This window comes from Kribbella sp. NPDC000426, from assembly GCF_040300265.1.
Taxonomy (GTDB): Bacteria; Actinomycetota; Actinomycetes; order Propionibacteriales; family Kribbellaceae; genus Kribbella.
Window position 1 is genome coordinate 880,835 of the sequence record NZ_JBEPDK010000005.1, and the last position, 18,623, is coordinate 899,457.

An 18,623-nucleotide genomic window follows, 5' to 3' on the forward strand; every position below is an offset into this window, starting at 1 on the left:
TGCCAACCATGAAAGACGATCCGGTCGACCGGCTGATTGCTTCCTGGTGGCAGGAGTTGCCGGAGGTGCTGTATCCGAGCAGCGAGCTGGCGAAGCGCATCATGCTGCTCGCCGGCCAGCTGAACGAAGCGACCCGGCGCGTGCTGCGCGACCTCGGGCTCACGACAGCGGAGTTCGACGTGATCGTCTCGTTGCGGCGCGGCGGCACGCCGTACCGGCAGAAGCCGTCCGACCTGAGCCGGAACCTCCTACTGTCCTCCGGCGGCACCAGCAACGTGACGAATCAGCTCGTACGCCGAGGCCTCGTCACCCGCGAACCGGACCCCGACGACGGCCGCGGCACCCAGATCCGCCTGACGCCGGAGGGCATCAGCCTCGCCGAGCAGGCAGTGAAGGCGAGCTCGGCCGCGCATCACGAGCTCTGGGCGGACCTGCCCGACGAGACCGTCGACCAGGCCACCAAGGCGCTCCGAGCGCTCTTCCGGTCGCAGGCGTGACGAAGGGGCCGGTCCGCGCTCGGATCCGGCCCCTTCGACTCTCGTTGTTATCCGGCCTGGAAGAAGGCGCCTTTGAGGTAGTCGTGCACGGCGTCCTCCGACACCCGGAACGAACGACCTACCCGCACCGCGGGGAGCTCTCCGGAGTGCACCAACCGGTACACAGTCATCTTGGACACGCGCATGGCCGTGGCGACTTCCGCCACGGTCAGGAACTTCACCTCGGCGAGCGGCTGCTCACCACCGGACTTCTTTGATGCCATTGCGCACCGCACTTCCAGCACGGATCGTGCGCCGGCTTCCCCTCCGGCACCTCCGTCCGTGCATGCAACGAGCGTAGTGGCTGTTGGTACGAATGGGAAAGAGGGGGACTCCTGTGACTCAATAGGTTGAATCAAGACCTAACAGCGGGAAGCTCGCGTCGCGTGTCGCCTTGATTGCGCGGTCGAGCCAGGTGTTGGGGTTGTAGCCGGTCGACCAGTCGACGTACTTCGCGTCCTGGCCGTCGGTCATCCGCATCGGGGCGACCCGCCCGAACCGGATCTGGACCTCCTCGCGCCACCCCTCCGGCACCGCCGTCAGCGGGTCGACCGGGCTGCCCGCGACGATCGACAGCAGGTGCGTCCAGGCCCGCGGTACGACGTCGATGATCGCGTACCCGCCACCGCCGGTGGCGACCCACTTCCCGTCCGCCACCTCGTGCGCGAGGTCGTGCAGGGCCGCGTACGCCGCCCGCTGCCCGTCGATCGTCTTCGTCAGGTGCGCCAGCGGGTCCTCGACATGTGAGTCGCAGCCGTGCTGCGTGACGAGCACCTGCGGCCGGAACGCCTTCACCACATCCGGCACGACGGCATGGAACGCCCGCAACCAGCCCGCATCCCCCGTCCCCGGCGGCAGCGCGACGTTGACCGCCGTACCCTCGGCGCCCGGCCCGCCCGTCTCGCCGGCGCTCCCGGTGCCCGGGAAGAGCGTGGTCGGCGACTCGTGCAGACTGACGGTCAGCACCCGCGGATCGTTGTAGAACACGGTCTGTACGCCGTCCCCGTGGTGCACGTCGACATCGACGTACGCGACCCGCTCAGCGCCGTGGTCGAGCAGCCACTGGATCGCGATCGCCGGGTCGTTGTACACGCAGAAACCGCTGGCCTGGTTGGGCATTGCATGATGCAGACCGCCGGCGATGTTCGCGGCGTGCAGTACGTCGCCTTCCCAGACCGCACGCGCCGCCTCGACCGAAGCGCCGACGATCTGCGCCGAGACCTCGTGCATCCGCGGGAAGCAGTACGTGTCCGAGGTGCCGAGTCCGTGCACCGGATCAGCCTCGTCAGGGTGCTCGCCCGCGCTCTTGACCGCGGCGACGTACTCCGGAGTGTGCACGGTCTGAAGCAGCGTGTCGTCCGCCGTCGGCGCCGGCACGACCTTCAGCTCGTCGAGTACGCCGAGCGCCCGCGCGAGCTTGATCGTCAGCTCCACCCGAATCGGACTCATCGGGTGCCCCCGGCCGAAGTCGTACGCCGTCAATCCGTCGTCGAAGACCAGCAACGCCTCACCACTCATGCCCCCGACGATAGCCGTCAGGCTTCGGGAAGTGGCTTCCCGAACCTTGCACTCAGCCAGTAGGCGCCTCGCCGGGCATGGAAGACCGTCATCACCACAGCGCCGACAGCCCCGGCAATCAGCGCGGCCCACACGTGGTCGGCCACGTGGGCCAACGCGAGCAAGGCGCCCGCGATCGCAAACGCGGCCAGGCCGCCAACCGCGTTGTTGGTGGCCGAGTTGCCGGTCAGGTTCGGGAACTCGCGCCCGGAGATGCCCACCACGAAGTGCGGTACGCCGTTGAAGCTCATCAGGCCGGCCAGGAAGGCCAGCACGATCGCCTGGATCATCGGAACATCCTCGATTCAGTCTACAAGTGTTGACTGAACCGTAAGCCGCATCTTCCCATTGAGTCAACATGCGTAGACTGAACCCCATGGCGACCAGGGTGGAACAGCGGCAGCGGACCGAGGCGCGGATCCTCACCGCCGCACGCCGGCTGTTCGGCGAACACGGCTTCGACCGGACGACGATCCGCGCGATCGCCACCGAGGCCGGCAGCGACCCCGGCCTGGTGATGCGGTACTTCGGCTCCAAGGAGAAGCTGTTCGCGCAGGCCGCCGCGATCCCCGCGGACGGACCGATCGAGGGTTCGCCCGATCAGATCGCCCAGCAGCTCACCGCCGCACTGACCGACAAGCTGGCCGACGAACCCACGGCCGCCCTCGCTGCTCTCCGGGCGATGTTCAGCCATCCCGAGGCGGCCGAGGATGTTCGCGCGGCGATGGCCGCGCAGCAGCGGCAGGTCGCGGCGCAGTTGCCCGGCGACGACGCCGTACTGCGGTCCGGGGTGATCGGAGCGCTGACCCTCGGGCTGGTGGTCAGTCGCCACCTCGTCCGGCTGGACGGACTGGACGCGTCGCCGGACGAATTGATGGCGGTCGTCGGCCCGCTGATCGAGGAGCTGACCACTGGTCGGTGACGAAGAGCGACGGGGCGGCGCAACACCCCTCCCTGGTCGCGCCGTCCCGTCGGTGGTCCAACAGTCGATTCATCGCTGCCGCGCTGCAAAGCGTTACAGGATTTTGCAACTTCCTGCAGAACTGACTGCAGACAGTGAGATTGAGACTTGCGGGCGTGACCGCTCAACCCGCAAAGTACTCTCCGTGAGGCAACTGAAACCCAACCGGCGGCAGATCTTCACAGTCGGAGCGGCAGCCGCCGTGACTGTGGCCGTCTCAACCGAAACCGCTACCGCAACCGAAACCGCAACCACCACCACCGCCGCCACATCCACCGGCCCGTACGGCTCGGGTGTGCTCGGCTCCTGGGCGAACGGCACCCGGGCCATCTCGACCACCGCGCAGATCCATCGTGTCCTCGAGACCGACGGCGTCTATATGTTCGGCGACAGCATCTCCGTCCAGGACGGCAAGTCGCTCGCGACCCGGCTGCTCGGTCGCGACGGCAGCCAGATGGCCGTGAACAACTGGTCCAGCCGACCCACCTCCGGCGCCGTCGACGCGCTGCAGCAGTGGGCCTCGGCGTACGGCCTGCCGCGCCGGATCCTGATGGCGAGCGGATCGAACGACATCTTCGACCCGCCGAAGTTCGCCGCCCAGCTCGATCGCGCGATGGGCATCGCCGGCCGCAACCGGATCGTGTACTGGGTCAACATCCAGGCCGTCCGCAAGAGCGTCGGCGCGACCATGCAGCTCGCCGACCAGCGCAACAGCTCGTGGCTCAACATGCAGATGTACGACGCCCAGGAGAAGTACCCGAACCTGCGGATCATCCGCTGGGCCGAGTGGCTGTGGGTCAAGCCGTACCGGTTGCTGAACTACCTGCGCGACGGCGTCCACCCGTCGGTGCCGTTGGGTCAGGACGCCCGCAACGAGTTGATCGTCCAGGCGCTCACAGCGCGATGAGGTACGCTCGTTCCGTGAACACGAACTTGCAGCTGTGGTGGGCCGCCTAGGGCGGTCCACCCCAGCGTGTTCGCACGCAGCCACCAAGGCCGCCTCGCCGAGGCGGCCTTTTTGTTTGCCCTCGGTGGGGCCACATCACCGAAAGGGCACGATCATGACCTCGCTTTCCGGCATCACCCCGTCCGGCCGGCTGACGCTCGGCAACCACCTCGGCGCGCTGCGCCGGTTCACCGACCCGGACGGCTTCTACTTCGTCGCGAACTTGCACGCGATGACGACCAAGCACGATCCCCGAAGACTCGCCGCGCTGACGCGGGAGTTCGCGACGCTGATGCTCGCGGCCGGCGTCCCCGAGGGCACGGTCTTCGTCCAGTCCGACGTCCCCACCCACGCCCAGCTCGCGTACCTGCTCGAGTGCACGTCGTACGTCGGCGAGCTGTCGCGGATGATCCAGTACAAGGAGAAGGGCAACCGCCCGATGACCCGGGCGTCGCTGTTCACGTACCCGTGCCTGATGGCCGCGGACATCCTGCTGTACGGCGCGGAGCGGGTCCCGGTCGGCGGCGACCAGGACCAGCATGTCGAGCTCGCCCGGGACATCGCGATCCGCTTCAACCGCGAGTACGGCGAGACGTTCGTCGTACCGCAGCTGAACAAGGCGGCGCTCGCGACCCGGGTGAAGGACCTGGCCACCCCGACCGCCAAGATGAGCAAGTCGGCCGCGGACGACGCGATCGGGACGATCCGGCTGCTGGACCCGCCGGACGTGATCCGCCGGCAGATCATGCGGGCGGTGACGGACTCCGAGAACGAGGTCCGCCACGACGAGGCGAACAAGCCGGGCGTCACCAACCTGCTGGACATCCTGGCCGCGTGCACCGACGGCGACCCGGTCGAGCTGGCCAAGTCCTACGCGTCGTACGGCGCTCTCAAGCAGGACGTCGCCGACGCCGTTCTCGCGGTGATCGACCCGCTGCAGAAGGAGTACGCGCGCCTCACGACCGACCCCGGCGCGGTCGAGAACCTGCTCGTCCAGGGCCGGGACCGGGCGCTCGAAGCGAGCACTCCCCGACTCCAGGCAGCGACGCGTGCGATGGGTTTGGCAGGATCGGCACCATGAAGCTTCGTGCCGCCACCTTCAACATCCGCAACTCCTCCGCACCCGACGGCGACAACGCCTGGCCGGTACGGCGGAAAGCGACCGTGGCTGCGATCGAACACCTGGACGCGGACGTGGTCGGGCTGCAGGAGGTCCTGCCCGACCAGCTCGAGTACCTGCGGTGGCGGTTCCCGAAGTACGAGATCGTCGGCGCCGGCCGGGACGACGGGATGAGTGCGGGTGAGCACTCCGTCGTCCTGGTCCGGCCGGGCGACTGGCGGATCGACAAGCACGAGACCCGCTGGCTGTCCGACGATCCTGGCACGCCGGGATCGGTGGGCTGGGACGCCGACCTGACCCGGATCGCGACCCTGGTGTGGCTGCGGCATCGCAACGGTACGACGGTCGGCGTCGTGAACACGCACTACGACCACGCCGGCGAGGTCGCCCAACTGCAGTCGTCGCGGCTGATCGCCCGCTGGATCAGCGGGTCGCTGCCGTGGATCGTGATGGGCGACCTCAACGCGACACCCGACTCTCCGCCGGTGAAGTCGCTCGTCGAGTCCGGCCTGTCCCTCGCCGTACCGCAGGAGGCCGGTGGCAGCTGGCACAACTTCACCGGCGCCGTCGACGACGACCGCATCGACCACATCCTCGTCACGTCGGCGTGGACGGTGACCGACGCGGCCGTCTCGCACTACCGCCCGGACGGCCGCGTGCCCAGCGACCACTGGCCCGTGGTCGCGACCCTAGATCTTCTGTAGCACTTCCTCGCGGAGTCGCTCGAGGGCCTCGAAGCGCCGGTTGCCGTCACCGAGCTGCGAATCCGGCACGAGCAGCTCGTCGATCCCGGCCGCCGGGTACTGCGCGACCACGTCGAGCACCTCCTGCGCCGACCCCATGATCACGTGCGCGCCGATGCCCTCCAGCCGCGCCTTCCGCTCGGCCGCCTCGGCATCTCCCGGCACGACGACTTCGAGGAACGTCTGCGCCGACCGCCGCACCGTCTTCGGATCGCGGCCGATCCGCTCGCAGTGCTCGGCGAAAACCTCACCCTTGTGGGCCGCGAGGTCGGGCCGGCCCCAGTGGTTCCACTCGTCCGCGTACTTCGCAACGATGCCCAGGGCAACCTTCTCGCCGGACGCGCCGATCAGGATCGGGAGGTGCGCGGGCTTCGGTTCGCACGGCGCGTTCTGCAGTTGGTAGTAGGTGCCGTCGAACGTCGTCCGCTCCTGCGTCAGCAGGCCCTTGATCACCTGACAGGCTTCCTCGAACCGCTTCAGCCGCGGGCCGATCGCCGGCAGCTCGATCCCGTACACCTCGTGCTCGTTGACCTGCCAGCCCGCGCCGATCCCGAGCACGAACCGCCCGCTCGACATCTGGTCGATCGTCGCGGCCGCGTTCGCGACCACCGCCGGGTGCCGGTACGTATTTCCGAGCACCATCGATCCGACCCGCACCCGGGACGTCCGGGCCGCGACGCCCGCGAGCAGCGCGAGACACTCGTTGACCGGAACGGTCAGGTCCTCGCCGTTCTGCATGAAGTGATCAGCTATCCAAACGCCGTGCCACCCGGTGCGTTCGGCGTACTCCGCTCCCTCGAGTACGTCGTTCCAGGTCCGGGAGGCCGCAGGCCACAAAGAGAAGTCCATGCGGTCATCCTGCCTCCTGCGCCGCGAGGACCGCGTCTCCGTTCTGTTCTGCCCATTCTGTGAGCGTCCTGATGGGACCCATCAACGTGCGCCCAAGCTCGGTGAGCTCGTACTCGACGCGTTGCGGTACGCCGCCGTAGTCGGTCCGGGCGATCAGACCGTTGGTCTGTAGTCGGCGCAGGGTCTGCGTCAGCACCTTCTTCGAGATGCCGCCGATCAGCTCGATCAGCTCGGAGTGCCGTCGCGGATGGTCGTTGAGTCCCCAGAGGACGACCACCGCCCACTTGTCCGCGATCACCTCGACCGCCAACCGCGCCGGGCAGTCGGCCAGGAAGACGTCGCCGGGTTCCACACCGTACATAGCTGTCAGGGTACCCAGCGGTTCCCACGGCGCTGTCTAGCGTCGTGGTCATGATTCCGGAAAGCACGTATCGGCTCTTCGAGGAGCCCAAAGACGTCACGATCATCACCATCGACCCGGACGGGTCGCCGCAGGCCTCGCTGGTCTGGGTCGAGCGCGACGGCGACGAGCTCCTGATCGGTCTGCAGGCGCCGCATCGCAAGACCCGCAACCTGTTCCGCGATCCGCGGGTCACGCTGCTGATCCAGGACGACCAGGTCGGCGCGCGCGGCATCACGCAGTACCTCGTGATCCGGGGTACGGCGAAGCTCCACGGTCCCGGCGTCGCGGACGACTACAAGGCCCTCATGGATCGCGAGACCCAGCGGTACCTCGGCCTGCCGGAGTTCCCGTTCGGCGAAGGGATCTGGGACACAGGCGTCGTCGCACGGGTGACCGTCGACCGGATCGCCGGCGAAGGACCGTGGACGGTCAGATGACGATGTGCCAGCGGAGCAGGAAGGCGCCGATCGACAGCACGAGGTACAGCAGGACGAGCGCGGCGCCGATGCCCGGGCGCGGACGGTGGCGGCGTACGGGCTCGGTCACGGCCTGCTGACGGATCGCCTCCATCACGGCACCGACCTCGGCAGTGCGGTCCTGGGGGATGCCGTTGATCTCGTGCTCGTCCGGGCCGCGGGTGAGCACGACGTTGTCGTCGCCGACCTCGATCTTGCCGACGTCCTGCCAGGCCAGGCTGCGGATCAGCATGCTCGTGCGGGCCTTCAGGCCGCTCGGGTAGAGCTCGACCCGGTAGAGCACGACGCCGCCGGCGACGCGGACGACCGAGGCGCCGATGATCGTCAGCAGAGCGACCGCGAGCATGTCGCGGGCGCCCATCCAGAGCCAGGAGTTCAGCCCTGGCACGACGATGAACGGCAGGATGAACAGTGCCCAGGCCCACCACGGCGCCGGATCCAGCGGCACGCGCCACGGGAGTTGGGGCACGTCAGCCTGCTGCGCAGGCGCGGTGTCGGGCTCGACCGACCGATTACCCATGGGCGGGACCATAGCGACTCAACCCTTGAACAAGGAAGGAACTGCGGCGCACAACCATAACGCCAGCAGCGCGAGAGGTGTTATTCGGCAGCTATTCCGCGGCCAGGTCGCGGGAACGGTTGCGGGCGGCCTCTATCGCCGAGAGGAACGCGGCGCGGACCTTGTGGTCCTCCAGCTCGCGTACGGCGGCGGCCGTCGTACCACCCGGGGAGGTGACGCGTTCCCGCAGTACCGTCGGGTGTTCGCCGGTCTCCCGGAGCAGCTTCGCCGAACCGACGACGGTCTGTACGACGAGATCTGTCGCCGTGCCACGCGGAAGCCCCATGTGGACGCCGGCCTCGATCATCGACTCGACCACGAAGAAGATGTACGCCGGACCCGAACCGGAGATCGCGGTCACCGCGTCCTGCTGCTTCTCCGGCACCCGCACGACCCGGCCGGTCGCGGCCAGCAGGCTCTCGGCCAGCTCGAGGTGGCTCTCGTCGCAGTGCGCACCGCGGGAGATCGCGGCCATGCCCTCGTCGACCAGCGCCGGCGTATTCGGCATGACGCGTACGACGGCGACGCCCTCGGGCAGGCGGGACTCGACGAACTTGGTGGTGATGCCTGCCGCCAGCGAGACCACGGTCTGGCTGGGCTGGACCGCCGGAGCGATCTCGGCGAGCAGATCCGGCATGTCCTGCGGCTTCACCACCAGGACCAGCGTCTCCGCCTGCTTCGCGGCGTCCAGGTTCGAGACGACGTCGACGCCGTACCGCTCACGCAGCTCGGCGGCGCGCTCCTCCCGGCGCTCGGTGATCAGGAGATCCTCCGGTCGCCGCCCGGCCCGAATCAGCCCGGACAGCAACGTCTCCCCCATCACTCCGGCCCCGAGAACGGCCACCTTTGCACTCATGGAGCAAAGGCTACTTCTTGCTGATCAGAGAGCGAGCAAAGAACTGCAGGTTGGCGGGCCGCTCGGCGAGGCGGCGGACGAGGTAGCCGTACCAGTCCTCGCCGTACGGGATGTAGACGCGCATGGTGTGGCCGAGGCCGGACAGGCGGAGCTGCTCCTCAGGGCGGATACCGAACAGCATCTGGTACTCGTAGCTGCCCGGCTGCCGGTTCGCACGGTCCGCGAGCGCGCCGGCGATCGAGATCAGCCGCGGGTCGTGCGAGGCGATCATCGGGTAGCCGGTGCCGTTCATCAGGATCTTCATCGCCCGGACGTACGCCTTGTCGACCTGGCGCTTCTCCTGGAACGCGACCGACTCCGGCTCCTTGTACGCACCCTTGCAGAGACGGACCCGGGAGCCGGCGTGCGCGAGGTCGCGGCAGTCGGCCTCGGTACGCCGGAGGTACGCCTGCAGGACCGCTCCGGTCTCGGGGAAGTCCTGGCGCAGCTCGCGCAGGATGCCCAGCGTGGAGTCGGTCGTCGTGTGGTCCTCCATGTCGAGGGTCACCGTCGTACCGGCGTTGCGGGCGGCGAGGCAGATGGTCCGGGCGTTCTCCAGGGCGATCTTCTCGCCGTCACCGGGCAGCGCCTGGCCGACCGCGGACAGCTTGACCGAGACCTCGGCGTTCTTGGTCAGGCCGGCGGCGGCGAGCTTCTTGAGCAGGTCGAGGTACGCGTCGGCGGTAGCCTGCGCGGCGGCCAGGTCGGTGACGTCCTCGCCGAGGTGGTCGAGGGTGACGTTCAGCCCGTTGCTGACCAGCTTCTCGGTGGCCAGCACGGCCTCCGGAGCGGTCTCGCCGGCCACGAACCGCGCCACGATGCCACTGGACACCGGGAGCGACGACACTGCTTTCTTGATCTGGGGGCTGCGGGACATGCCCAGCAGGACTCGCCGAAGCACTACGTGTTCCTCCTCATCAACCCACCCATTTGCCAGTGGTGTCTGCAGGTTACGCGCCTGAACCTGGCTTTGCGGAATCCTGTGGCCCGGGCCACACGCACCCCACGTTGTTAGAAGATGCGCTCATGCCCATCTTCAAGCGTCGCCGTCGCAACGCCGTGGACGCCGATCCGATCGGCGCGTTCTGGTCCTGGTGGTCGGCCTCCGGCGCCACGGCCGTCGCCGACGCGATCACCCGCCGGCAGCCGACCGACGTGAACGTGGAGCTCAACGAGCGGATCGCCCGGATCAACCCCGACCTGGAGTGGGAGCTGGGCCCGGGACTGCACGCTTCGCACGTCCTGATCGTCACCGCCGCCGGCAACCCGGCCCAGCGCGCGGTCGCCCGCCGCTGGCTCCGCGCCGCCCCGCCCTCGGACCCGATCTGGGAGTACGCCGATCTGCGCCGGCCCGGGCCTGCGGTGACGATCCAGTTCGACGGGTTGCCCCCAGTCGCCACGGACGAGTCGGTGGTGTCGATCGAACCGGACAGTGCGTCGGTGCATGTCGGCGTACACCATCCTGTGTTCGCGTCGCTGTCGGTGGATGCGCAGCGGCGGGTGACGTTCCTGATCCTGGACCTGGTGCTCGGCGAGGAGATGGTGGAGACGTGGGTCGGCGCCATCGACACGCTGGCTCTGTCGCCCGAGGACGCCGTACCGATCTCGGAACTGCTGCCCGCGGTGGCCGGGTTCGCTGCGGAGCACACGCTGGAGGACGGCAGCCCGGCGTGGAAGATGCTGGAGGGCACGCGTGACGGACAGCGGGTGATCGCGACCGCGGAGTACCCGTTGCGCTCGATCCGGCGGCCGCACCTGGACACGCATGTCGCCGTGACGATCCACTATCCGGTGGTCCGCGAGGACGGGCTGCCCGAGTCGGAGATGCTCGACGAACTGCGGGCCTTCGAGGACCACCTGACCGATCGCTTGGGCGGCTCCGGCAACCTCCTGGCCCACGAGACATCGGCCGGCACCCGCATCCTGCACTACTACATCGACGGCACCACCCCCGCCGACGCCCAACTCCAAGCCGCCACCACCGGCTGGCCCCACGGCAAAGTAACCCTCACCACCGACCCCGACCCCGCCTGGCACAACGTCGCCCACCTCTCGGGGTAACTCCTTGGACCAGGGACGTCAGGCTTCGGGGATCGGTCTTCCGAACTTTTCCAGGGTCATGGTTTCCGGTTCGGGTCCGCCGCGTTCGGCGGTGTCGAGAGCGTCGATGGCCGCGAGCTCGTCGGCGGTCAGTTCGAAGTCGAACACGTCGAGGTTCTCGGCGATCCGCTCGGGTTTGGTCGACTTGGGGATGACGGAGCGGCCCTGCTGCAGGCCCCACCGGAGCATCACCTGGGCCGGCGATCTGCCGTGCGCTCGGGCGATCTCGCCGATGACAGGATCCTCGAGGGCGCTCGTGTGGCCGCTGTCGCGATAGAAGGTGATGCCGCCGATCGGCGACCAGGCCTGATTGAGAATGCCGTGCTCGCTGTCGAACGCCTGCACCTCGCGCTGCTGGAAGTACGGGTGGATCTCGAGCTGGTTGACCGCCGGAACCACGGTCGCGACGTCCAGCAGAGAGCGCAGATGTTCGACCATGAAGTTGCTGACCCCGATGGCGCGGACCTTGCCGTCGGCCAGCAGGGTTTCGAGAGCGCGGTAGGCCTCGAGGGTCTTGCCGAAGTCGCTGGGCAGGGCCTGGTGGAGGATCAGCAGGTCGAGGCGCTCGACGCCGAGCTTGCCGGCGCTCTTGTCGAAGGCGTGCAGCGTCTCGGCGTACCCGTAGTCGCTGATCCAGACCTTGGTCTCGACGAAAAGCTCGTCGCGCGCCAGACCGGAGTCGTGGATCGCCTGACCGACCTCACGCTCGTTGCCGTAGGCGGCAGCCGTGTCCACGTGGCGATAGCCGGCCTCCAGTGCCGCACTGACCGCGGCGCGCGTCTCCGCCGGCGGCGTCTGGAACACGCCGAGCCCGAGGGCCGGCATCTGTACGCCGTTGTTCAGCGTCAAGGTTTCCATCATCAGTCCTTCAGTGCCGGCGGCGTTGGTCGGGGCGGAGCTCGTGGTCGCCGTAGCTGTTGTCGGCGGGGTTGACGGTCACACCGGGCGCGACGATCTCGTCGATGCGGTCGAGCACGTCCGCACCTGGTACGACGTCAGCAGCGGTCAGGAATGCGTCGAGCTGTTCCATTGTGCGCGGGCCGATGATGGCCGACGTCACGCCGGGGTGATTGATCACGAAGGCGACCGCCAACTCGATCAGGGTCAGGCCCGACTTCTCGGCGAGCAGCGCCAGCTCCTCGACGATCTCCAGCTTGCGCTGGTTGGCCGGAGTGGACATGTCGAAGCGGGCCGGCGGGCGCGCGGACGAGGTCGGAGCCCCGGCGGAGTCCTTGCGCCAACGCCCCGAAAGCCAGCCACCCGCGAGTGGGCTGTAGGTGAGGGTGCCCATTCCATGCCGCAGTACGGTCGGAAGAACGTCTTCCTCGATGCCACGCACGAGCAGCGAGTACGGCGGCTGCTCGGTGACGAACCGTTGCAGGTTCCGTTCCCGGGCCGCCCACTGCGCCTCGACGATCTGCGACCCGGAGTACGACGAGGAGCCGAGGTAGCGAACCTTGCCCTGGTGGACCAGATCAGACAGCGCGCCGAGAGTCTCCTCCACGTCCGTGCCGGGGCTGGGGCGATGGACCTGGTAGAGGTCGATGTAGTCGGTGCCGAGCCGCCGCAGGGAGTTCTCGACGGCCCGCATGATCCAGCGGCGCCAACCGCCGCGCATGTTCGGGTCGTCCTGGCTCATCGGCATGAAGAACTTGGTGGCGAGGAACACCTCGTCGCGCCGGCCGGCGAGGGCCTGGCCGACGATCTCCTCGGAGGCGCCGGCGGAGTACACATCGGCGGTGTCGACGAAGTTGATGCCGGCGTCGAGCGCGCGGTGGATGATGCGGGTCGAGTCGGCGCGGTCGTCGTTGCCCCAGGAGCCGAACATCATCGCGCCGAGGCACAGCGGGCTGACCTGGACGCCGGTGCGCCCAAGCGGTCGGAACTCCATGATCAGTCTTCCTTGTCGTGCACGGCGGCTGCTGGTAAGCCGGGTGCGGGTTTGCGGGCTGTCCAGCTGGCGAGGAGGTTCAGTGCTTCCTCGGAGGCCGAGTCGGGCGGTGCGGTGTAGACGTTGATGCGCTGGCCCGGGTCCCCGGCGAGTTCGAAGGCTTCGTAGTCGAGCTCCAGATCGCCGACCAGCGGATGGTGGAACCGCTTGCGACCGGTGCGGTGGTAGCGCACGTCGTGGGCGGCCCAGCGGCGGCGGAACTCGTCGCTGCGGGTCGACAGCTCGCCCACCAGATCGGAAAGGTCCTTGTCGTACGGGTCACGACCGGCCTCGGCACGCAGGTACGCGACGCAGTCGTTCGCGACCTTGTCGTAGTCGACGAAGAACTCTGTCGCGGCCGGATCGAGATAGCAGAAGCGGGCGCTGTTCGGCGGCTGGCCCGGCGTATGGGCGGCGGCCTGGTCGTACAGCGGGCTGTACAGGGCGCGGCCGAGGTCGTTGGCGGCGAGGATGTCGAAGCGGCTGTTGCGCAGGTACGCCGGCATCGGCATCTGGTCGACGATGCGCTGAACAGTCGGCCGCACACGCTTCTTCGCGGGTGTACGCCGTGGCACGTGGCCGGCGGGCGTACCGGCGGCACGGACCAGGCGGTACAGGTGGTCGCGCTCGGCCTCGTCGAGCTGGAGGGCATGGACGAGCCCGTCGAGGACGCTGTCGGAGACGCTGCCGACGCTGCCGCGCTCCAGGCGGGTGTAGTACTCGACGCTGATACCGGCGAGCAGCGCGACTTCCTCGCGGCGCATGCCGGTGACGCGCCGGTTGGCGCCGTACACGGGCAACCCGGCCTGCTCGGGCGTGATCCTCGCCCGGCGGGTGGTGAGGAACTCTCGCAGATCGTTGCTGCTGGAGTCGGGCTTAGCGGCCATGTCTTCACGCTACGTCGTCATGCTGTCCGTACCAGACCCTGTCAGTACCCCTCTCGACAGTGCCTGTTCCGGCCGCGCTGTTCGCGGTTGTGTGGTGTGCATGGTTACGAACGGAAGAAAAGACAGTGCAGCAGCACAAACCCCGGCACAGCGCCTGATCGGAGACTTCGCCCCGAAACTCGTCGAACTCACCGACGACGTGCTGTTCGGCGACGTCTGGGCCCGCCCCGAGCTGACGCCACGAGACCGCAGCCTGATCACCTGTGCCGCTTTGATTGCCGGCGGCAACACCGAACAACTGCGCAGCCACCTGGCCCGCGCACTCGACAACGGCCTGACCGAGACCGAACTGAAGGAAGTCATCACCCACCTGGCCTTCTACGCCGGCTGGCCGCGGGCGATGTCCGCCATCACCGTCGCCAGAGAGGTCTTCGCCGCCAACGGGAAGTGACATTGCACCGGGTGGGGTGCAACCTGGGGGTCCTGGGGTTCCGTCTTGAGGGGGAGATGGAGAGTGGAGGACCGGATGGCGGAGCGGGACCGGGAGTTCGTGGAGTTTGTGGAGGGGGCCGGAGCTTCCTTACGGCGGACCGCGTTTCTGGTGGTGGGCGATCGGCATCGGGCCGACGACGTCGTACAGGACGCGCTCTACAAGCTGTACCTTGCCTGGCCGAAAGTGCGGCGGGTGGGGAATCCGCTCGCCTATGCCCGCCGGATGGTGGTCAACGCCGCACATGACGGCGGGCGGCGGCCGTGGCGGCGGGAGGTGGCGATCGCCGACGTACCGGATCGGGTGGACCACGAGGACTTCGCGGCCGGGCAGGCGGACCGGGACGAAGTACTCGAGGCACTGCGATCGCTCGGACCGCGGCAGCGGGCGTGCGTCGTACTGCGGTACTACGAGGACCTGTCCGTCGAGCAGACCGCGGAGATCCTCGGTTGTTCGACGGGCACTGTGAAAAGCCAGGCGGCACGTGGTCTCGACACTCTCCGACGAGCCATCGACCGGCGGCGGACGAGCCGGGCGCTGTGAAGGAGAACGAGATGGAAGACGTACGTGAGGTCAGCGCCGAGCTCCACCGGCTCGCCGATTCCGAACCACTGGACCCCTTCGACACCGATGCGCTGCTGATCCGCGGTCACCGCGGACGACGCCGGCGCAAGACCCTTGCGATCGGCGGCGCGGTTGCCGGTGTGGCCGTGGTCGCACTGATCGCGGCTCTGCTTCCTGGGCTGACCCAGGCCGGCAAGAAGCCACCGGTGGCCGGTGATCAGGGTCAGGCATTGTTCGAGTCCGTGCAGGGTGTGCCGCGCGGGGAAGCAGGCGTCGGGCAACGACTGACGATGGCTGAGGCCCAGCGACGGTGTGCGATGCGGTATCCGGACGAGAAGCGCGGGTTCGAAACGCCGTACGACGGGCCGTTCGTCGGGCAACGGCTGTCGTACAAGGTCATCATCGGCGCCCGGGTGCGGATGTGCACCGTGCCCGGCGGTGACAAGCCGACGGCCGCGTTGCTCGCCCAGGTCGCCAAGGATCCGTTGCCTACGACAACTGCCGGCCAGTTGCGGCACTGCTCGGTGCAGACCTGGGTGGACGTCACCGGGTGGCGCGTGACGGCTTCGGCCCGGTCTAGCGAAACCGGGGCCTCGCTGCTGACCGCGGTCTCTCCCAGCGGCAAGACGGCGATCGCTTGTGAGATCGACAAGAGCACATTGGACGGCGGGATGATCACGCAAGGTACGTCCGTGCTCTCGCTCGACCACCTGCGCTACGACAGCAACCAATACACGCATGCGACGGCGACCGAGCCCGCCCAGCTGTGGACGGGGAACAACATCGGCGGCAACCGCGACGGGTACACAACGCTTGCCTGGGGCAAGCTCAACGGCAACCCGACCAGGCTGCATCTGCAGATGGACGCGAAGACCCAGACCGACGTACCGATCACCGACGGCTGGTTCGCCTACTACTGGTCGACGCCCCCGACGAAGGCCAAGATCTCGGACCTCCGCATCACGGCATACGACAAGAACGGAAAGGTCGTCAAAACCCTCCTCAAATGACCTCGTTATCTACCAAAGGGATTCGTGAGCGGCGGCGGCCGGGATGGTCGCCGCCGGCACGACGAGCGCGACCGCTGGGACCGCTGTCTGTTGGCTCATCCTCGGTTCGGTGACGGCCGGCGGCGACCAGACGTTCCAGCGGCTGACGCCCGCGCCGTCAGCAAGCACGAAGAGCGGCGTACCCAATCTGTACGCCGACGGCGCGGTGCGGATGAGCGCGTCGTTCGTCAATGAGCCGACCGCGGCCGGCAGCTCGCGCCACGGGCGTGTCGTGCTCGGGGACTCGATGCACCAGGACTGGATCGAGCTCGACAAGAGGGGCAATGTGACGTCTTCGCAGCTGGCCCGGATCGGCGGTGGATGGAGCACGTTCGTCGACCACGAGACGTCGACGTTCAATGACGATCCGACCCATCTGCGGACCGATGAGTACGCGCTGCGGTCGGACGGCACGCTGTTCCGGTAGGTCGTGGGCGGTGTCTGGAAGACCTACGGTTCGGCACCGGGCCTCGTGGCGGTCAAGTCGATGACGCTGATCAGCAAGGCCGCGGCGTACGACACGTTCCTCGCGAACACCCGGGGCGGCGCGCTGTACACCATCCACATCCCGGTGAACAACGCGATGAAGCCGGTCGGTCACCAAGGTCCGCGCCGCCACCTGGCAGGGCTTCGACACACTGGTCGCCGGCCAGTGCCGCAGCTACGGAACCGTTGTCGCCGGCAACGACAAGGACACCAAGTCCGCCTATATCTACACCTCCGGCGACGCCAACGGCCTGGAAACCTCGATCACCAACCCCGGCAAGGCCCCGGTACCTTCACCGACCCGACCTACTTCCGCTTCACCCCACCAGTGAAGTCCGACTGGCTCTTCGGCGAGTAACGCCCTCACTTGCGGCTGACTCCAACGATCAGCCGCGAGTGGTAGCTCGACCGAGCCTTCCCGCCAGCCCGGGATCAGCTGTCGGGCATGCGGTTCGGCAGCCGGTGCGTCCCGGCCGGCCCCACCTCGAACCTGAACCCGTGCGGCGTCGTCCACTCCAGCGTCTTGTGGTCAACGCGCTGAACATCCCACCCGCGGGCATGCGTCTTCACCCGATGAGCAAACCGACTCAACGGCGCCAGGTTCCCGGTGCTGGTCTGCCCGGCCGGACCGTATGGGTCATACGGCTCGATGTGATCCAGATCGATGCCACGGTGGCTCTCCCGGGTCCCGTACGGGAACAACTCCACCGGATAGGTCAGCCGCACCCGCTCCCGGATCCGCGCCGGAATCTCGTACGCATCCACACTCACTGCGTCGTTCAGGTCGATCACCGGCTTCACCGTGTACGGCCCATGCCCCACCAGCTCGGTGAGCTGCTCGGCCAGCAACGGACCGATCCCCTCAGCCCGCAGCACACCGGTCCCGGTGGCCAGCGTGAGATCAGTGAGATGCACAAAGACCTCGGTCTGCCCAGGACGCACCTGTCCCCCGCTGCGGCCCGCAGGGTTCGCGGGGTCGGCGTAGGCGTCGCGTTTGATCTGCGCAAGGCGCGCGTCGAGCGCCCGCTGAGCGGCGGCGTCCATCGGCACACCCTCGTCGGGCTCACTGCGCGGACCGGGGATATATCCCGGTAGCCGACTGTCGAACGGGTCACTGGGCGGATCGGGATCGTACGGTCCGGCGCCGTCTTCCAACGGAGGCTCCCTCAACTCCACCGACTCAGCCATCGGACCGGTAACAGGATCGGCCGGATGGGCGTCACCAGCATCCGGGCCGTCGTACGACGGGCTCGCCGCGCTTGCCGGGCGCGTCGTCGTGCCACCGCAAGCCGGGTCTGCCGACGTACAGGGTGAGTCGTCCGAGCGGTCACGCGGACCGTTGCATGACGAGCTTGCCGAGCGCGCCGCAGTGCCATCGCGGGCCAGGCCCGTCAACGCACTCGGTTCGTCGCTTGAGCCGTCGCGGGGGCGAACGTACGGCGAGCGTGTCGGACGCGCCGTGGTGCCGCCGCGGGCCAGGTCCGGCGACGTACGCGGTGCGCCGCTCGTGCGGTCACAGGAACCGTCGTACAGCGAGCTTGCCGGGCTCGCCACACTGTCACCACGAGCCGGGCCGGCCGACGTGGACGGCGTGCGCGGCGTGTCGTTCGAGCGGTCGCGCCCGCCGATGTGCGGCGAGCGTGTCGAGTGCGCCGGGGTGCCGCCGAGGGCGGGGTCCGGCGACGTACATGGTGTGTCGCTCGTTCGGTCGAGCGGACCGAACGAGCCGCCAGCTGCAGTCGCCGATCGCGCGCCGACGCCTGACATCGAGCCCGCAGCTGCAGACCGCGTGCCGACGCCTGTTTGCAGGTCCTCAGCTGCGAGGCGCAGGCCAGGGACAGCCTCAGAACTCGCCTTGGACGAACGCCGAGCAGGCGTCGAGGCCCGACTTGAGGTGTCGGCGGGTGCGGCGGCGGTGTCTGCGGCGGTGTCTGCGGAGGTGTCTGCGGCGGTGTCTGCGGCGGTGGTCGGGGTTGTGGTGGGGTGGTTGTGGGCTTGGGTGAGGAGTTCTTGGGTGTAGCGGGGGTCGCTGATGATGCCGAGGGCGTCGGCGCGGCGGTGTTGGAGGTGGC

The 18,623-nt window shown here is 68.3% G+C and carries 23 protein-coding genes and 1 pseudogene; 12 read left to right on the forward strand and 12 right to left on the reverse strand.

What is annotated here, in order from left to right; all coding sequences use genetic code 11:
• Nucleotides 1-8 precede the first annotated feature (8 nt).
• Nucleotides 9-497: a MarR family winged helix-turn-helix transcriptional regulator gene (locus ABT313_RS28485; RefSeq protein ID WP_350860151.1), complete on the forward strand. Its 489-nt coding sequence runs from the start codon at nucleotides 9-11 to the stop codon at nucleotides 495-497.
• A 47-nt stretch (nucleotides 498-544) separates the two neighbouring features.
• Here ABT313_RS28485 and ABT313_RS28490 read toward each other — a convergent pair whose 3' ends face one another.
• The 3 genes from ABT313_RS28490 to ABT313_RS28500 form a co-directional block, all read right to left on the reverse strand.
• Nucleotides 545-760 carry a helix-turn-helix domain-containing protein gene (locus ABT313_RS28490; protein WP_012923942.1) on the reverse strand — a complete coding sequence of 72 codons (216 nt, stop codon included), beginning with the start codon at nucleotides 758-760 and terminating at the stop codon, nucleotides 545-547.
• Nucleotides 761-878: 118 nt separating this feature from the next.
• Nucleotides 879-2,054 (reverse strand): acetoin utilization protein AcuC, encoded by a 1,176-nt coding sequence (locus tag ABT313_RS28495; RefSeq protein ID WP_350860153.1) that lies wholly within the window; start codon nucleotides 2,052-2,054, stop codon nucleotides 879-881.
• 17 nt (nucleotides 2,055-2,071) lie between these two features.
• Nucleotides 2,072-2,383 carry a hypothetical protein gene (locus ABT313_RS28500; protein WP_350860155.1) on the reverse strand — a complete coding sequence of 104 codons (312 nt, stop codon included), beginning with the start codon at nucleotides 2,381-2,383 and terminating at the stop codon, nucleotides 2,072-2,074.
• 86 nt (nucleotides 2,384-2,469) lie between these two features.
• Here ABT313_RS28500 and ABT313_RS28505 point away from each other — a divergent pair, with 86 nt between their 5' ends.
• From ABT313_RS28505 to ABT313_RS28520, 4 genes are all read left to right on the forward strand, one after another.
• Nucleotides 2,470-3,015, forward strand: coding sequence for a TetR/AcrR family transcriptional regulator (locus tag ABT313_RS28505; protein ID WP_350860157.1), 546 nt, complete (start codon nucleotides 2,470-2,472; stop codon nucleotides 3,013-3,015).
• A gap of 184 nt (nucleotides 3,016-3,199) precedes the next feature.
• Nucleotides 3,200-3,961: an SGNH/GDSL hydrolase family protein gene (locus ABT313_RS28510; RefSeq protein ID WP_350860159.1), complete on the forward strand. Its 762-nt coding sequence runs from the start codon at nucleotides 3,200-3,202 to the stop codon at nucleotides 3,959-3,961.
• Nucleotides 3,962-4,115: 154 nt separating this feature from the next.
• Nucleotides 4,116-5,081 (forward strand): tryptophan--tRNA ligase, encoded by a 966-nt coding sequence (gene trpS, locus ABT313_RS28515; RefSeq protein ID WP_350860160.1) that lies wholly within the window; start codon nucleotides 4,116-4,118, stop codon nucleotides 5,079-5,081.
• Nucleotides 5,078-5,824: an endonuclease/exonuclease/phosphatase family protein gene (locus tag ABT313_RS28520; protein ID WP_350860162.1), complete on the forward strand. Its 747-nt coding sequence runs from the start codon at nucleotides 5,078-5,080 to the stop codon at nucleotides 5,822-5,824. The genes trpS and ABT313_RS28520 overlap by 4 nt, the downstream gene beginning before the upstream one ends.
• Here ABT313_RS28520 and ABT313_RS28525 read toward each other — a convergent pair.
• Nucleotides 5,810-6,712, reverse strand: a complete 903-nt coding sequence (locus ABT313_RS28525) for a TIGR03560 family F420-dependent LLM class oxidoreductase (protein WP_350860164.1) — start codon at nucleotides 6,710-6,712, stop codon at nucleotides 5,810-5,812. The genes ABT313_RS28520 and ABT313_RS28525 overlap by 15 nt on opposite strands.
• Nucleotides 6,713-6,716: 4 nt before the next feature.
• The gene (locus tag ABT313_RS28530) at nucleotides 6,717-7,073 is read right to left on the reverse strand and encodes a winged helix-turn-helix transcriptional regulator (RefSeq protein WP_350860166.1); all 357 of its coding nucleotides are present in this window, start codon (nucleotides 7,071-7,073) and stop codon (nucleotides 6,717-6,719) included.
• 50 nt (nucleotides 7,074-7,123) lie between these two features.
• Between ABT313_RS28530 and ABT313_RS28535 the strand changes: the two genes are divergently transcribed.
• Nucleotides 7,124-7,552: a TIGR03618 family F420-dependent PPOX class oxidoreductase gene (locus ABT313_RS28535; protein ID WP_350860168.1), complete on the forward strand. Its 429-nt coding sequence runs from the start codon at nucleotides 7,124-7,126 to the stop codon at nucleotides 7,550-7,552.
• Here the strand turns inward: ABT313_RS28535 and ABT313_RS28540 are convergent.
• From ABT313_RS28540 to ABT313_RS28550, 3 genes are all read right to left on the reverse strand, one after another.
• Complete coding sequence (locus ABT313_RS28540) at nucleotides 7,545-8,111, reverse strand: hypothetical protein (RefSeq protein WP_350860170.1); 567 nt, start codon at nucleotides 8,109-8,111, stop codon at nucleotides 7,545-7,547. The genes ABT313_RS28535 and ABT313_RS28540 overlap by 8 nt on opposite strands.
• Before the next feature lie 91 nt (nucleotides 8,112-8,202).
• Nucleotides 8,203-9,006, reverse strand: a complete 804-nt coding sequence (proC, locus tag ABT313_RS28545) for a pyrroline-5-carboxylate reductase (RefSeq protein ID WP_350860172.1) — start codon at nucleotides 9,004-9,006, stop codon at nucleotides 8,203-8,205.
• A 10-nt stretch (nucleotides 9,007-9,016) separates the two neighbouring features.
• Nucleotides 9,017-9,946, reverse strand: a complete 930-nt coding sequence (locus tag ABT313_RS28550; protein ID WP_350860174.1) for a proline dehydrogenase family protein — start codon at nucleotides 9,944-9,946, stop codon at nucleotides 9,017-9,019.
• Nucleotides 9,947-10,071: 125 nt separating this feature from the next.
• On the opposite strand from ABT313_RS28550, the gene ABT313_RS28555 reads away from it, so the two are divergent.
• Nucleotides 10,072-11,106 (forward strand): DUF695 domain-containing protein, encoded by a 1,035-nt coding sequence (locus ABT313_RS28555; RefSeq protein WP_350860176.1) that lies wholly within the window; start codon nucleotides 10,072-10,074, stop codon nucleotides 11,104-11,106.
• Nucleotides 11,107-11,124: 18 nt separating this feature from the next.
• Here the strand turns inward: ABT313_RS28555 and ABT313_RS28560 are convergent, their stop codons facing one another.
• From ABT313_RS28560 to ABT313_RS28570, 3 genes are read right to left on the reverse strand one after another with little or no spacing between them, the layout of a single operon-like run.
• Nucleotides 11,125-12,003, reverse strand: a complete 879-nt coding sequence (locus ABT313_RS28560) for an aldo/keto reductase (protein WP_502884024.1) — start codon at nucleotides 12,001-12,003, stop codon at nucleotides 11,125-11,127.
• A 10-nt stretch (nucleotides 12,004-12,013) separates the two neighbouring features.
• The gene (locus ABT313_RS28565; RefSeq protein ID WP_350860181.1) at nucleotides 12,014-13,036 is read right to left on the reverse strand and encodes an aldo/keto reductase; all 1,023 of its coding nucleotides are present in this window, start codon (nucleotides 13,034-13,036) and stop codon (nucleotides 12,014-12,016) included.
• Between the two features lie 2 nt (nucleotides 13,037-13,038).
• The gene (locus tag ABT313_RS28570) at nucleotides 13,039-13,962 is read right to left on the reverse strand and encodes a helix-turn-helix transcriptional regulator (protein ID WP_350860183.1); all 924 of its coding nucleotides are present in this window, start codon (nucleotides 13,960-13,962) and stop codon (nucleotides 13,039-13,041) included.
• Nucleotides 13,963-14,062: 100 nt separating this feature from the next.
• On the opposite strand from ABT313_RS28570, the gene ABT313_RS28575 reads away from it, so the two are divergent.
• The 5 genes from ABT313_RS28575 to ABT313_RS28595 all read left to right on the forward strand — a co-directional run bounded on the left by ABT313_RS28575 (nucleotide 14,063) and on the right by ABT313_RS28595 (nucleotide 16,909).
• Nucleotides 14,063-14,413, forward strand: a complete 351-nt coding sequence (locus ABT313_RS28575; protein WP_350860185.1) for a carboxymuconolactone decarboxylase family protein — start codon at nucleotides 14,063-14,065, stop codon at nucleotides 14,411-14,413.
• A gap of 75 nt (nucleotides 14,414-14,488) precedes the next feature.
• The gene (locus tag ABT313_RS28580; protein ID WP_350860187.1) at nucleotides 14,489-14,995 is read left to right on the forward strand and encodes a SigE family RNA polymerase sigma factor; all 507 of its coding nucleotides are present in this window, start codon (nucleotides 14,489-14,491) and stop codon (nucleotides 14,993-14,995) included.
• A gap of 11 nt (nucleotides 14,996-15,006) precedes the next feature.
• Nucleotides 15,007-16,026 (forward strand): hypothetical protein, encoded by a 1,020-nt coding sequence (locus ABT313_RS28585; RefSeq protein WP_350860189.1) that lies wholly within the window; start codon nucleotides 15,007-15,009, stop codon nucleotides 16,024-16,026.
• Between the two features lie 109 nt (nucleotides 16,027-16,135).
• Complete coding sequence (locus tag ABT313_RS28590; protein ID WP_350860191.1) at nucleotides 16,136-16,492, forward strand: hypothetical protein; 357 nt, start codon at nucleotides 16,136-16,138, stop codon at nucleotides 16,490-16,492.
• A 60-nt stretch (nucleotides 16,493-16,552) separates the two neighbouring features.
• The gene (locus ABT313_RS28595) at nucleotides 16,553-16,909 is read left to right on the forward strand and encodes a hypothetical protein (RefSeq protein WP_350860193.1); all 357 of its coding nucleotides are present in this window, start codon (nucleotides 16,553-16,555) and stop codon (nucleotides 16,907-16,909) included.
• Nucleotides 16,910-16,983: 74 nt separating this feature from the next.
• Here ABT313_RS28595 and ABT313_RS28600 read toward each other — a convergent pair.
• Nucleotides 16,984-18,623 (reverse strand): annotated as a pseudogene (locus ABT313_RS28600) (hypothetical protein); the annotation flags it as partial.